The sequence below is a fragment of the Flaviramulus multivorans genome, from assembly GCF_021728415.1.
In the GTDB taxonomy this organism is placed as follows: domain Bacteria; phylum Bacteroidota; class Bacteroidia; order Flavobacteriales; family Flavobacteriaceae; genus Sabulilitoribacter; species Sabulilitoribacter multivorans.
In genome coordinates this window covers 159,114-174,654 of the sequence record NZ_JAKKDV010000003.1, presented here as the reverse complement: position 1 = coordinate 174,654, position 15,541 = coordinate 159,114, and the positions used below count along the sequence as shown (strand labels likewise).

General features: G+C 27.6%; 12 protein-coding genes. 1 reads left to right on the top strand and 11 read right to left on the bottom strand.

What is annotated here, in order from left to right; all coding sequences use genetic code 11:
* Positions 1-21 precede the first annotated feature (21 nt).
* The 10 genes from L3X39_RS09120 to L3X39_RS09075 all read right to left on the bottom strand — a co-directional run bounded on the left by L3X39_RS09120 (position 22) and on the right by L3X39_RS09075 (position 11,604).
* The gene (locus L3X39_RS09120) at positions 22-1,176 is read right to left on the bottom strand and encodes a glycosyltransferase family 4 protein (protein ID WP_237231477.1); all 1,155 of its coding nucleotides are present in this window, start codon (positions 1,174-1,176) and stop codon (positions 22-24) included.
* Between the two features lie 124 nt (positions 1,177-1,300).
* The gene (locus tag L3X39_RS09115; protein WP_237231476.1) at positions 1,301-2,437 is read right to left on the bottom strand and encodes a GNAT family N-acetyltransferase; all 1,137 of its coding nucleotides are present in this window, start codon (positions 2,435-2,437) and stop codon (positions 1,301-1,303) included.
* 17 nt (positions 2,438-2,454) lie between these two features.
* Positions 2,455-3,642, bottom strand: a complete 1,188-nt coding sequence (locus L3X39_RS09110) for a GNAT family N-acetyltransferase (RefSeq protein ID WP_237231475.1) — start codon at positions 3,640-3,642, stop codon at positions 2,455-2,457.
* Positions 3,643-4,818: a GNAT family N-acetyltransferase gene (locus tag L3X39_RS09105; RefSeq protein ID WP_237231474.1), complete on the bottom strand. Its 1,176-nt coding sequence runs from the start codon at positions 4,816-4,818 to the stop codon at positions 3,643-3,645. It abuts the gene before it with no gap.
* Position 4,819: 1 nt separating this feature from the next.
* Positions 4,820-5,965 carry a GNAT family N-acetyltransferase gene (locus tag L3X39_RS09100; protein ID WP_237231473.1) on the bottom strand — a complete coding sequence of 382 codons (1,146 nt, stop codon included), beginning with the start codon at positions 5,963-5,965 and terminating at the stop codon, positions 4,820-4,822.
* Between the two features lie 21 nt (positions 5,966-5,986).
* The gene (locus tag L3X39_RS09095; protein ID WP_237231472.1) at positions 5,987-7,180 is read right to left on the bottom strand and encodes a GNAT family N-acetyltransferase; all 1,194 of its coding nucleotides are present in this window, start codon (positions 7,178-7,180) and stop codon (positions 5,987-5,989) included.
* Positions 7,181-7,187: 7 nt separating this feature from the next.
* A complete protein-coding gene (locus tag L3X39_RS09090) occupies positions 7,188-8,138 on the bottom strand; it encodes a GNAT family N-acetyltransferase (protein WP_237231471.1) in 951 nt (316 codons plus the stop codon).
* A 45-nt stretch (positions 8,139-8,183) separates the two neighbouring features.
* Entirely contained in the window at positions 8,184-9,182 is a 999-nt protein-coding gene (locus L3X39_RS09085) for a GNAT family N-acetyltransferase (RefSeq protein ID WP_237231470.1), read from the bottom strand.
* Positions 9,183-9,191: 9 nt separating this feature from the next.
* Entirely contained in the window at positions 9,192-10,154 is a 963-nt protein-coding gene (locus tag L3X39_RS09080; protein ID WP_237231469.1) for a hypothetical protein, read from the bottom strand.
* A 1-nt stretch (position 10,155) separates the two neighbouring features.
* Positions 10,156-11,604 carry an MBOAT family O-acyltransferase gene (locus tag L3X39_RS09075; protein ID WP_237231468.1) on the bottom strand — a complete coding sequence of 483 codons (1,449 nt, stop codon included), beginning with the start codon at positions 11,602-11,604 and terminating at the stop codon, positions 10,156-10,158.
* A gap of 474 nt (positions 11,605-12,078) precedes the next feature.
* Here L3X39_RS09075 and L3X39_RS09070 point away from each other — a divergent pair, with 474 nt between their 5' ends.
* Positions 12,079-14,085 carry a right-handed parallel beta-helix repeat-containing protein gene (locus L3X39_RS09070; RefSeq protein ID WP_237231467.1) on the top strand — a complete coding sequence of 669 codons (2,007 nt, stop codon included), beginning with the start codon at positions 12,079-12,081 and terminating at the stop codon, positions 14,083-14,085.
* Positions 14,086-14,134: 49 nt separating this feature from the next.
* Here L3X39_RS09070 and L3X39_RS09065 read toward each other — a convergent pair whose 3' ends face one another.
* Entirely contained in the window at positions 14,135-15,538 is a 1,404-nt protein-coding gene (locus L3X39_RS09065) for a phenylacetate--CoA ligase family protein (protein WP_237231466.1), read from the bottom strand.
* Positions 15,539-15,541: the final 3 nt, after the last annotated feature.

Genomic DNA, 15,541 nt, shown 5'->3' with positions numbered 1-15,541 from the left:
GAATTTAAAAGTTGGTCCTCCTTATAAATTATTGTATTCTTTTAAAAGAGCCTCCCATATTCTTTTACGCTCAAATTTATTTACGATATTAAGCCTTGATTCTTTCCCCATTTTTATAGATTCTTCTTTATTATTAAGAACATAACTCATATTATTATAAATAGCGTCACTATCTTTAGTAGGAATAATAAAACCATGTTTTTTATCATCAATAATTTCATTGCAACCATTAATATCTGTAACGATGGCTGGTAATTCCATTGCTCCAGCTTGCATTACTACATTTGGAAACCCTTCTCTATAACTAGGGAAAACAAGTACATTGGAAATGGCAAAGTACGGTCTAACATCATCAACCCAGCCCGTAGAAATGATATTTTTGTTATTTTCTATTATCTCCATAGATTTCGGAAGAAGTGGGTCCAACTCATTTTCATAAGTGCCTACCAATAAAAGTTTTACATTTTTACTTTGACTATCTATTTTATCAAATGCGGGCAATAATTCATTTATACCTTTATCCGACACTAATCGGCCAACATAAACAAAAACATAATCTTTTTCAGTAATACCTAATGAAGTTCTAAATTCCAATTTACCTTTGGCATCACCAAAAAGCTTTGGGTCGAAATAAGAAGTATCTATACCATTAGAGCTTCCATTTGCAATTACTTTAAGCTTGTTTTTGTGGGTAAACTTATTTTCAAGTATAATATCTACTAATCCATAAGAATTAGGGTAAATTTTTGTTGCGCACCTATATGTGATTTTTTCTACTAAATTTAAAACAAATCTTTTAAACCCTCTGACTTCAACAAGAGGTAAGCCAGCTATGGTATGCAATCTGTGAGGTACTCCAGCAAATTTTGCTGCGAGCATAGATAGTGTTCCTGCTTTGGGCGTATGAGAATGTACTATAAATGGTTTTTCTTTTTTAAACAATTTATAAAGTTGCCATGTAGCCGCTAAATCTTTAAAAGGGGTTATTTTTCGTGTCATTTCAACTTGAAAGGTAGGGACACTTTCAATTTCTGAAACTCGTTGTAAGTCGTTGTTTTTTCCTTTTGAAGAGACAGCTAGAACATCAAAATAGTTCGACATAAATCTTAATTGACCGTAGAGTAAACCGCTTAAAGATAAAGGTACTGTAGTGATTCTAATAAGCTTCTTTTTCATAAAATGCGGTTTGCTTTTACAGGTTGCTTGTAAATATATTAAAGTATTTAGTCTTCATTTTATATTTTCTTTCTACTGCTAACTTTATGGATAAACAGTTTGTTTATTAGAAATTGACTAAAATTTAACTAAATGATATTATTTGGTAATGACCTTTCCCTTCTAACATGAAGGTATTTTGGTTTGATTTTTTAAAAACTTTCAAATCGCTTTTGTGATTTTCAGTTGTATATAAAAAATCGTGTACATACTTGTTTAAAAAGTTATAGGTTTTATTAGTAAACTCAATTTCGGAAAAATCTGTTTTGATTGTATTCTCCTTTTTGGTTATTTCTTTACATTCTGCATTATTTGTGGTTTCTACTTGTTTTTTTGTTTTGCCAACAAGTCTGAGTGAAACTTCATTAAGTTTTTTAGATTTTAAATATTCTTTTAATTGAAATTTTAAAATAAGCAGTTTAACTTTTATTGTGGGTTTGTTATAGACTATATAATGTTTGAATTGATAAATATTATTACTCCAGCGACGTTTATAATCCATTCCGCCAACACCCATTTCAAAAAGTATGTAATTATTATTTATACACCATTCAATTTGTTTGTAAATTTCTACATGACCTAAACCAAATTTAGAGTAACTTATATCGTAAGAAGATATGTAGCTAAATAATATTTTGTCAAAATGATAATTTAACGATATTTCTATGGGTCTATCTTCATCATAAATTACAAATAATGAAGCCTTTTTGTTTACTATTTCTTGATAAGTATTTGCATGTAGCTCGTTCCATTCATGTAAATTTTTATGAAGTTCGTTTCGTTCTTTAAATCTAGCAAGAATCATGTTATATAAAGCCTGCATAATGAAGCCATAATCTGATTCAGAAATCTTGCCATAAAACATTCTGTATTTTACATTGAAGCAACTTTCTAATCGTTTAACATACCTTGTGAAAATATTTCTTTTTTTTGAATTGAATTGCTTTTGCATAAAACCGTCCATGGAGTTAGCGTTATTTAGTAAAATAGAATAACCCCAGTTATGCTGTGCAATGACTTTAGTTTTTAGTGACGGGTTTCTTAAATGTAATTTAAAATATTCTGGAATCAAACGAAATGAATAATGCTTATAAGGTTTGATTTTTGAACTTTCTTTTAATAAAATTTTTAAGTCAAAGTACTCAATATTTTCATATAACTGTTGTATCATATCATCTCTGAATAATACAGGAAATACAGTTATTTTTTTTCTTTTGCTCATTTAATAAATAATATAAACTACTTGGTAATTGTTAGTTTTTGTTGGCTTTTTAGACCTTTAAAATAGTAAGTGTTATTTTCTTTTAAGCAAGAATACACTTTAACATTATCTACAAACTCTTGATTTTTATGTATGAAATAATTTAGTGGCTGTATTAAAAAAGCATTTTTATTAACGTCAATTAGCTGTAATTCTTCAGTTGTTGGAATTTGGGAAACATTGTAAATAGAAGTTATATTTTTTAAATCAGTATTATACGTAAGTCTGTATTTCAACTTTGCATATTTTCTATATACTTTATGAAAGTTGACACTTTTAAGTAGGTTTATTAATGTAAATCTAGTTTTTAGCTTAAGTATTTCAAAATAAGCTTTAAAAGTAGTAATGGCTGATTTAGAATTGTAAATCAAATGCTCTATATACATATACTTTTTATTAATATATTTTCTTTTATGTAGAAAATCACCACGACTCATATCGAACAATTTAAAACCATTGTTAAATGCCCAATCTAAATGGTTTACCATGTTAATATGTCCTAAATTAAACATTTGATAATCAATATCGTAGCAGCTATTCCAATGAAAAATTGTTTCGTTATCAATAAAATTAAGCGTTATGTTTATTGGTTTGCTTTTATGATATATAACAAATATACTAGCCTTTTTTTCTAAAATTAAAGGGTACATTATATCATGATAAATTTTTAAAAATGGTATTTCAAAATTCACCTCTTCTTTTTGTTTAAACCTACGCTCTGTAATAGATAATAATGCTTCAAAAATAGTATTGTATTCTTCTTTATTAATGGCTCCAAAGTAAATTTTATAATTTGGAGCGATGCATAAATCTAGCCGTTTTCTATACCTTTTTAATTGAGATTTTCTGGGGCTTCCTAAATGATTAGTAAGGTAGTCTTCTAAATCTTTGAAACAAGTTAAATCTATTAAATAGCCTGGGTAGAGTGGTGCCGTTAAAAGTTTAAAAGAATCAGGGCTACAAAACTCTGGTGTTAAATAGTTTGGTATATCATAAACGTTAAAAATAGAATAATTAGAATTTAAAATGATGCTTGTGTTATTTTTATAAATTAAACTATTCGTGAAAGTATTTGTGATTTTAGTATAACAACGAGGGAAGTCTTTCTTTTTAAAAAAAAGATCTAAAAAAAAACTAGCTCTAATATGTTTATTTTTATAACTCATTTATTTTTTGGATGAGCCGATTTTTAATAAAAAACATTTACTTCTTGATTGAATTATAAACGTATTCTGTGAATTAATTAATTCACTAACTGTAATATTACTTTTGTTTTCGCTATTTAAAAATAAAAAATCGTAAACAGGCCTTCTTAAGAACAAAAAAGAATCGTTTTTATCAATATCAATTTTATTCTTTTTGTCTAAATCATCTATGTTAATTTCTTTAAAAGTATATAGGGTGCTTTTTATTTCACTTTTGTGTTTAAAGCCATAGAATATTTTTTTTACACGCTTATATTTTTGAATTAAATTATAGTGCTTTAATACATTATAAGCATAATATTTAACCTTCTGTATTATAGAGGTATAATATCCTTTAATTGAATTAATACTATAAATAATATGATTGTAATAATAATGCGTTTTTGTAGCCCAATTTGATTTATAATAGTCGTAACCTTTTAAAAGATCATAAACTTTAAAGCGTTTATTTATACACCACTCAATGTTTTTTAACATATCAATGGAGCCTAAATGAAATTTAGAATAATCAGTATCATACCCACTTAAAATGTAATATGCTAAATATCCTTTAAACATGTTAATTCTTATGCTAATGGGATTGTTATTGTCATATATAACAAATAGGCTAGCTTCCTTACGTAATAACATGTCATATACAATTTGTTGATATTCGTCTAAATGCTGTAGTTCGTAATTAGTTTCTTGTTTTTGTTTAAAGCGCTTTATTAATAGCTCTTTTAAACTTACAAATAGCCTGTTGTATTCTTCTCTGCTTATATCACCGTAGTATGTTATACATTTAATATTAAAGCAAGTTTCGAGTCTTTTTACATAGCGTCTTAAATTCGACCTGCTTTTAGAACTAAACTTATTATTTAAATAGTCTTCAATATTTTTGAATTTATCGAGTTCTACCAAATGTCCTTTTAAAGTTTTTATTCTTTTTAGTACTGTTTTTGGTTTTTTAGCGGTTTCTATTGTGAAATAATCAGGAATATCTTTAACAATAACAATGTGCTTATTTGAGGTGTTTTTTTCGTTTTTTTTAATATTAAAATCATAGCCATTTGTATCCAAAATTTTAGTGTAAATAGGAGGTAGGCTATTTTCAAAAAGAAAAGCTTTTAAAAATGATATATTCAATCTTTTTCTCAAATTAGCGAACTTTTATTTGTTGTATTTGCTTCGTTCCTTTTACATAAAATGTACTTAAATCGTTTTTCAAATTGAAAACCTCTATGCTTTTTAATGATTCATCATAATGGTATAAAAACTTGTAAACCACTCGTTTTAAAAAGCTATAATCGTTATTATTTAAGTCTATTTTAATTAAGTCTTTGGTTGATATATCGAAAACATTTTCAACCAATATATTTGTCATTGTTTTATCAATTTTTCTTCGATAAATAAAGTTTGAAAACTTGCGATAAAGTATATCTATATTGAGGTTTTTTAAAATTTTAATTATACCATAATAAGTTTGCAATTTTAAAGCTAAAACATTTGCTGTATAAGTAGATAGCAAAGATTTTGAATTATAAATTATGTGTTTCTGATAGTAAAATTCTTCATCAATTAGCTTGTTCTTATAAGGGTAATTGCCTTTAAGTAAATCATAAACTTTAATATTGTTTTCAAAACACCACTGTAGTTGTTGTAAAAAGCTTATAAACCCAATTGAAAACTTAGAATAATCTATATCATAAGATTTAATATAGCCGTAAATAGTGTTTTGGTTTAAAAGATTTAAGTAGCAGCTAATAGGGGTTTTATCATTGTAAATTACAAATAAAACGGCTTCTTTATTATTAATTAATGGGTATGCCATTTCATAATAGTCTTTCCAACGGGTTAAATCATCATTTCTCTCTTCTTTTTCTAAAAATCTATTTTTTAGCATTTTATAAAATTCACTAAAGAGATAATCGTAATTATCTTTCGATATATTACCAAAATAGCTTTTATATTCAATATTAAAACTTGTTTCTAATTTGCTTTTATATATTCTAAATCTTTTTGGTGTCTTAAATTTTTTCTTTAAATAATCATTTGTATTGGTATAATTATCCAAAAGAATAACCGAGCCTTTATAGCTATTTATTACGTTAGTTTTCCAGTTTTCACTTATGGCTTCAGCTTTTAAGTAACTGGGGAAATCTGTTATATAGTATAGTTGCTTTTTAGAATAATTGTTTGAGTTGTGAATGATATTTTTTGAAAATGTATTTACCAAAGAGGTATAAATAGGTAATGCTTTTCTTTTTTCAAGAAATGCGCTTAAAAAATTTATATTTTCTGGCATTATACTTTTTAGCATGGTTCCCTATAAAAGTGTTACTTTTTGATTTTTTTTCTTGCCTACTATTAAATACGAGTTTGCATCATTTTTATATTTAAATAACTTAATGTTTTGAAAGTGCTCTTTACTACTATATAAAAAATTAAATATTAGTCTTTTAGGAAAATTTTTTGATGCTTCGTTTATATCTATATATTCTAATTCATCACTCAAGTTGATTTGAACATTGTTTGTAATTGTAACCTCTTTAAGATGATCTTCATTATTGTTATTTAACTCTTTATTCCGGTATTTGTAATTAATATACTTATAGTAAAGCTTATTAATTTTTACTTTTTTCAAAACCCTTACTAAGCCATAAAAAGCTTTGGTTTTGGTAGTAATAAAACTAGCAGAAATAGTTGACAAAACAGATGTTGAATTGTAAAGGATGTGCTGTTGAAAATTATATTGAGAATCAATTAAACGTAATTTATAAGGGTAACTACCTTTTAGTAAATCGAAAATTTCTATGTTATTCTCAAAACACCAGTCTAGTTGTTTTATAAAATCTGTAAACCCTAAATAGAATTTAGAGTAGTCTACATCATAAGTTCTTAGATAACCATAAATAGTTTGGTTTCTTACAAAGTTTAAACAAATGCTTATAGGTTTTTTGTTGTTAAATATAACAAACAATACAGCGTCTTTATTTTTAATAAGCGGGTAGGCAATATCGTAATACACTTGCCACCTAGTTAAATCGTAATTTTTTATTTTTTTTTCTTGAAAACGCTTTTTTATCATTTCGTGGAAAGATTCAAAAAGTAATTCATATTCATCTTTATCAATTTTTCCATAGTAGCTTTTATATTCAATATTAAAACACGTTTCTAATCTTTTTTGGTAGGTTCTAAATTTAGATCTTCTATCGCTGCTAAATTTGTGTTTTAAATAGTCATCAGTATTTTTATAGTTTTTTAATAAAATTAAAGAGCCTTTATAAACATTTATTACTTTTAATTTCCACTTTTTGCTATTGGTAATACCTTTTAAATATCCAGGGAAATCATAAATGCAGTATAAATTACTTTTACCATCTAATTCTAATTTAGTGCTTTCATAAATAGTGGTTCCAGAAATAGTGTTTACAATTTTGTTGTAAATTGGTAAAGCTTCCTTTCTTTCAAGAAAAGTACTTAAAACATCTAATGTTACTGGTTTTATTTTGTCTAACATGTAACTATTATTTAGCTGATTTCCTTTTAAATTTATACAGAAGTTTATCAAAATTAATGAAGTTTCCAACAATGTTTTTGTCTCTTAAAAATTGTATAAACTTTAATTCTAAGGCGATAATATTTACAAGTATTTTTGATAATAAAGATTTTCTTTTATAAAAAATATGGTAATAAAAAATATACTTGTAATTACTCCATTTTTCTTTATAATAAGTTTTTCCCATTGAAAGGTCAAATAAAGTAAAGTTATTATTTATCAGCCAATCAATATGATTAATCATACTAATGTCGCCTAAATTATATTTTGAGTAGTTTACATCGTAGGTTTGTATATGACTAAATACCACATCACCTTTATGAAAATTTAGTGTAATTAGTATAGGGTTTAACTCGTCGTAAATAACATGTAATGATGCCTTCTTGCTTAAAATTTTGTGATATGTTGATTTTTGTAAATCATCCCAGTTTGTTAAATACCTATTGAGCATTTTTTTTTCTATAAATCGCTTTTTTAATAGGCTATAAAAGATTTTAAAAATGCTATTATAATCATCTCTATCTATAGCTCCATAATAAAACTGAGACGTAATATTATGATTTTTAAACAACCTTTCCTTTTTTGAGTTTAAGTTTTTTCTATTTCGTTTGTTTAAATTGTCCAGAATAAAGGCATTCGAATTTTGATAATCCTTTAGATTAAGAAGATATCCATTATACTGCTTTATTGTTTTATAATGCAACCCTTCAGGTTGTTGAAGCTTAAAATTTAAATAACTAGGAACATCTTTTATAATTAATATCCTTTTAAAGTGATTGGAAATAACGTGGCTAAGATTAAAACTAGTATTAGATTGAATATTTATAACTTTCGAAGCATAAAATTCATTTAACCTATCTTCAATAAATAATTCAAAAATTAAATGACTACTTTTAAATGAAATAAGCTTATGCATCATACCTTAACTAAGTTGTTTCGTTTAAGAGAAAAAGTTTCTTGCTAATTATCCAGCATATTTTTTCTTATTGAGAATAAATTTTATTTCGTGAATTAGGTTTGTTAAGTGTTTTTTTCTTAAAAATAATTTAAACTCGAAAAATATTTTAAAAAACCTTGCTAAAGCTTTAGAAGTAAATGAATTTCTATCATAATAAATATGATACTCAAACCAATACGGTTTATTAGCCCATCGTTCTTTATATTCAAAATAACCTTTTGAAAAATCTAAAAACTTAATATTATTGTTAATACACCATTCAATTTGCGCCATAATACTAACAGTTCCTAATCTATACTTTGCAAATGCTATATCAAATGTTCTAATGACATCGAACATGGTATTATTACAAAAATTTAGCAATGTAATGGCTATTGGTATTTCGCCATTATAAACTACAAAAATGCCTGCTTGTCTATTTTTCATCATCGAAAAAGATACCTCTTTATAAAAAGACCATTCATCCGGATTTAAATTATTATTAATCGTTTTTTTGTCAAAGAATCTTTTCTTTAATAGGGTTTTAAATTTAATAAAAAGAACGTCGTACAATTCAGGAGTTATGTCATCAATATACATTTTATAACTTATGTTGTATGAAGATTCTAGTTTCCTTTTGTAACTATTAAACTTATACCTGCTTTTTCTGCTTAATTCTTTAAGCATGTAATCGTTTAAATTTTTGTGGTTACTCAAACCACATATGTATCCAGGGTATTGTTGAATTTTATAGTAACTTAATTTGTTATTATCATGTAAACTTTCAACTTCGGCTTTTTGTACATCATAAATTATAAATATTTTGTTTTTATAGTCGTCTAGAATCTTGGATGATAATTTATAGTCTATCCCTTTAGTGTTGGTCTTACCTATATTAAAATAAACTGGTAGCTTTTTATGCTTTACAAATGCTAGCTTTTCCACAAAACTAAATAAAACAGGTTCTTCTCCATCATTAAAATGATTTAGCCAAATAGTTTTAAAAGGATCCTGTAGATAGGGCATATTGGTAGTTTACAAATAACTATTCTTGTTTTGAATTAAAATATTCTTAATATCGTCACATAAAACCCTCGTGAATTTTTTTGCACTTTCTGATTCTAAGTGTGAGCCATCATAAGTTTTATATTCGTTAGATTGCTTTGAGTAATTAAGGTATGGAATGTTGAAAACTTTTGCAATGCTATCCATGTCTTTATCAAAAGTTTGCCAATGGCTATTTTCAATCTCAACAACATCCAAGTCTGATGGTACACGGGTTAAAAATACATGACCTTTAGTGGTTAAATATTTAAGGGTTTTTATAAAACAATCATATCTATATGGAGCAATATGTTCGGACTCTGCTTTTTTTGTATAAAATTTGATGCTTTCTGTTTTCCAATAATTTATAAGATTATCAGTAATAGTGTCGCTTTTAGTTTTTAGTATTATTTCATTCCAACCATTTTTGTGTGATACTCGATGATTCCATTGATCTAAATTATGAAAGGAACTATATAAGGGTAACCCATAAGTATTTATAATATAATTGTGGTTAGGATAGGAGGTAAAGTTTGTTATTTTACCCATTTTAAGTTTTTTATCAAAATCAAATATTTGATTTTCATCTAATCTTTTTGGCGCTGTAAAGTTTGCTGGACTTACAGAAATAATAAACAACCCGTTATCAGATTTTTTTATTTTCTTCTTAATCGTTTCTAAATAAACATCACCAAAATGAGCTTCGTTAATACCTAAATTCACAATAGGCCTATTTTGCCTAATAAAACTATCAAGCTTGCTTTCAACTATATAAGGTGAAATCCCTTCATTAGCTCTTGATAAACCTAATATTAAACCTCCAGCTTCTTGAGTAAACTTATAATAGTAAGGATCAACATACCCTTTTGATAGTTTATCAACAAAAAAATAATAAACCCCACAAAATGCTACTGCGAGTAATGTAAGCTTTAACAAGAATTTTTTTAAATCCATCTTAAAATTGAAAATATATAAATGTGTTTTGTCTGTTAATAGCAAATAAAACTATTATAAAAATATAAGCAGTATACATACTATACCTTATATATTTAGGGCGATTAGTTACTAATTCATAGATTTTATCATTTCCTTTAAAATAATGTATCGTTTGTACAGTAATAATTAAAATAAGGCATAAAGCTAACTCAAAATAATTGTTTAAAATATTTACATGCAACCCAGTTATATTAAACATTTGCTTTATGTATGAAAAGGCATCAGCAGTAGAAGCCGACCTAAAGAATATAAGTGTTATTAGTAAAAAATTAACCCCAAATATTCTGGCAAGTAAGTTTATTGTTTGTTGGTTTAATCTTAAAGATTTAAAAACTCGCCTTCTCAATGGTGTTGTTACAAATTCAAGTATTAATATTACAGCATTGAGTGCTCCCCAAATTATAAATGTCCAATTGGCACCATGCCATAAACCAACAGCAACAAAAAGTATAAAAACATTTCTTACCGTTTTTAGTTTAGACCCTTTTGACCCTCCAAGTGGAATAAACAAATAGTCTTTTAACCAATCCATAAGTGATATATGCCAGCGTTTCCAGAAGCTTGCAACCGTTGTAGCAAAAAAGGGTCTATCAAAATTTTGTATTAAATCAACTCCCATGATTTTAGCTGCACCTATAGCAATTGATGTGTAAGCTGAAAAATCATAATAAATTTGACCCGCAAAAAAGAGTGCTGCAATATAAAGTGGCAACCCATGATTACGTTCGGGATCAATAAAAGCAGCGTCAACATAAATACCTATTCTATCGGCAATAACAACTTTTAAGAAAAAACCCCATGCCATCATTATTAACCCTTTCTTAATATTAGAAATATTAATATTAACTTTTTTCTTTAGTTGCGGAATGAGCCTTGAAGCGCGCTCTATTGGACCTGCTACAAGTTGCGGAAAAAACGATACATAAAGTGCAAAAACGCCAAAATGCTTTTCTGGTTTAATTTTTCCTCTATATATATCAATAGTATAACTTAAGGTTTGAAACGTATAAAAACTTATACCCACTGGAATCAATATTTGATCAAAACTATAAGATCCTAAATTCTCTGATTTAGGTATATCTACCCCAAAAAAAGCAAATACCCCTTGGAGCGAAGTTGTAAAAAAGGACAAGTATTTAAATGCAAATAAAATACCGAGGTTAACAAAAATGCTTATAAGTAAATACAGTTTTTTATGGGCTTTACTGGCACTAGGTATTTTAAGACCACAGAAATAATCTACACATGTAGAAATAAATAGTAGAATTACAAGTTCTAACTCATGCGCTAAGTAAAAATAATAGCTACCAAGTAATAACCACAACCATCTATATTTATGCGGAAGTAGATAAAATCCAAAAATTACTATTGGGAAAAATAATAAAAATTCAAACGAATTAAATAGCATTTCTTAAGATTTGAGTTTGATTAATAGCAAACATAAATCAAAATATCAATACTATTTTTATAAATAAGTTCAAGTGAGAAAATATTAGTTGATTCACTTAATATGTTTATTTATTACTTTTTTATTAATATTCTTTTATAGGAATAAGGTATTAATTAGTTAATATGGTCACTATAATCATCTGGATGCTAACACTTTATTCAAATTAAGTTATTAATACTTATTAACAATTCTGTCATATTAAATACTAAGATTTTATTTTTGCTCGCTATTAAATTTTAGAAGTGATAATCCAAAATATATAATTACACGTATATAAACCTTTAACGATTTTTTATTAACATTTAATCGTTGAAATAGGTATTTAATCGATTTGTAAATGCGTTTAATCGAAAAATTAAACCACTTAATCGATAATTTAAAAAATATATTTACTATTGAAAAAATTTTATTAAGCCCCAAATTATGAGAACGATGAAAATGAATTTTAAAACGACGATGCTATTATTTATGTTCATGATATCTTTTTTATCATGCAACCAAGAAGAATTATTTGTTGAACCTATAGCTGAAGAAGAAGTTATAGATGATACGGATGAGGACAATGACGAAACCAATGATGGAGATGGAGAACCCGATACGGGAGGAGATAATCAAACAGATCCTACTTTACCTTGTGATTTTAACTTAAACAATGTTCAAGCAAATTCTACTATAGTTATTAATTGTGTTTTAGACTTAGAAGGACAAACAATAACGCTTCCAAGTAGTGTTACTATAGAGTATGAAGGTGGTGATATTATTAATGGAACCATAAATTTTTCTGACAATGGAGTGATTGATGGAAATTTATTGAATTCTACATTAACAATAGGAGGGTCAAGTCCTCAAGTGAAGGATACGGCGTTTAACTTTATACCTGAAAGATGGGGAATTGTTCAAGGAGTAACCACATCAGATATTGCTTGGAGCAATAATAAAATATTAGAGTCTACAATGGCACTGGTTAAAGAGCTAGGAGTTACCACTTTCAAAATTGATAAAATAGATGCCTATTTTGAGGGTTCTAGACCAACTCCACCAGAAACAAATTTTTATCCTCATAGAGAAGCTGTCAACATACCATCAGATTTTAATTTAGTAATGACGGATAATACGCATTTACGTATACAACCTGCAACTAGTCAAACAGAGCAATTGGATAATGGTGCAATCTTGTCTATAAATGATGCTTCTAATATTACTGTCACAGGAGGTACTCTGCACGGCGATAGACAAACTCGATATTTTTCCCCAAATGATGATGGATTGGAAGGGAGTCATTTATTCTATATTCAATCAGGGGTTAATGTTACTTTGGATGGTATTAAGTTTGTGAATGGTTCAAAAGGTGGATTAAGTATTAGTTCTATAGGATTTACTTACCAGCCTATCTATAAACCAACTAATAACATAAAGGTATTAAATTGCGAGTTTACTAATATCAGAAGAATGTCTGTTGCTTTAACGGATGGTAGAAATTTGCTTTTTGAAGGTAACACTTTTACTGATACTGCACAACCAGATGCGAATGCAGACGGAGGCGAAGTTGGTTATGCTATGAACATTGAAGCAGGTAGGGTTCGTGATGCCAACGGCGTATTAGTTGAAAGAGAAAAAGTAACAGACGTCATTATTAGAGGAAACACCGAAACAGGAAGTAGAGGAGGGTCCATTTCTGTACATATTGGACAGAATGTGACAATTGAAGATAATGATTTCGAAACTCAAGTGTCATACACTTATACAAATGGTACAAAAATTATTAATAACAGATTTTCAAAAGGATCATCAGATTCCAGTTATGCTATATTTGCTACTGGTAGTGGAGAAACAGTTTATAATAATGAAATAGGAGGTAATATAATTGATGGTTATACTACTGGGATTATTTTGAATTCAAATGATATAGATGTACACGATAATTTGATAACAGGAGTGGCTACTGGTGTTTTGTTAACAAAAACTATAAATTCGAGAGTTTATAACAATGATATTACTGCTTCTTATTCTGGAATTAGTGTTGGTAACACATGGCTTGATAATGTAGAAATTAAAGGCAATGAAATTTCTGCTGGAAGTTTAGGAATGTCGTTTACGCATAGTAATAACAAACCTGAACATGCTAATTATACATTTACAGTTACAGAAAATATTTTTAAAACTGATAAAAAAGTTAGCTTTTCAAATGTGAATGGAATCACTTTTAGTAAAAATGAGGTAGCTGGCATACAAATTGGGAATTGTAGTAATTTAACAATATCTGAAAACACGATTGCACCTACTGATTTTGATGGTATAAGACTTTATGAAGGACATACTAACATATCGCTTTTAAATAATACCATTTATGAACCAACTGGGGCAGATAGGTATGTATGTATAAACAATAGTTCTACCAATCCTAGTGAAATTAATGATACAGGGAATACTTGTAACTAAGTTAAGAAAGGACATTTATAAAAAAAGAAGGATTTAAATCCTTCTTTTTTTATAAATCAATTTTAAAATTTCTTTTTACTGCGTCAAATTTGCCGTTGGGGCCTAAAGGGATATCCTCAACGATATTTATTTGATAATTAATATTCTCTCCTAGTCTGTTTTTTAAATTATGCAGAAAATTAGATTTCATTTTAGAATCAAATTTACTATCAGCAATTAGGTTTACAATAATTTCGTTAGGATTTTCCTGAATAATTTGGCTTTTTATAATACCCTCTAATCCTTTATAAGCTGTATCCATTCTTCCTACATAGCCTTTTTCATCAGTCCATAAAATGTCATCCTCTCTACCAGTAAGTTTTTCAATAATTGGCATCATACAACCACAATCACAAGTCTTTTCGTTTTCAGCAAGTAAAACAGTATCTTCTATATTATACCTAATTAATGGCGTTTTTAAGTTGGTAAAGCTGGTAACTACTAATTGCGCTACTTCACCTGGTTTGGCTTTTTTTCCTTCATTAGTTATAAATTCAAATACTCCGGAATCTAAATTTAAATGCAAATAACCATTTACACACTCTGTTATAAATGGACTTCCTTCACTGGAGGCATATTGATTATAAACGTGGCAGTTAAAAGCTTTTTCAATTTCAATTCTTTGATAATCATAAAGTGTTTCCGCCGTAACAGCTATGGCTTTAGGCGTAAATAAAAATTTTAAATTATTTTCATTTACAAATCTGCTAATAATATAGAGAGCAGAAGGATAGCCATCTAGCAATATGGGTTTAAAAGTGTTCAGTTTTTTTATATAATGAATTAAATTTTCTTCCTTTAAATGATACGTAGACATTAGCAATTGTCTTTCAAAATAATTATAAACCCAAAAAGGCGGTTTTTTAGCATCGGGTCTTACCATTAATCTGCCAGAAAACCTAACTTGTCTTACTTTTTTTGTGTTAAGCCCTATAGCCTTATGAAATCTTCGCCATAAGGCAAAGGAGCGGTTTATAGATTCAGAATCTAAATAATTGATTGTTGGTGACCCCGAGGTGCCGCTTGTATAACCAATCCCATCTGTTTTGCGATTGGTATTAGCTATCAAATCCGCATTATTTTTTCTTTCTGATTTTTTTAGAATCGGCATCTTATTAAGCACCTTAAAAGGAGCATCTTCGATATTCTTTAAAGTAATTCCGAGATCTTTCATTTTATTGGAATACCACTTGGAGTACTGATATACTTCAGTAAGTAGTAAAATCAACCGTTCTTTTTGATATGTCTTTATAACAATCTCATCAGCATTCCATAAACTTATATACTCTTTTAAATAAGCATCAAACTCTTTTGTATAACGTTGATTAGAATTTTGGTACCCTTTAATATTTAGTAATACATATTTAAATGGATAGGGTAGATTATTATATATTTTTTCTTGAAGTTTCCCCATAAT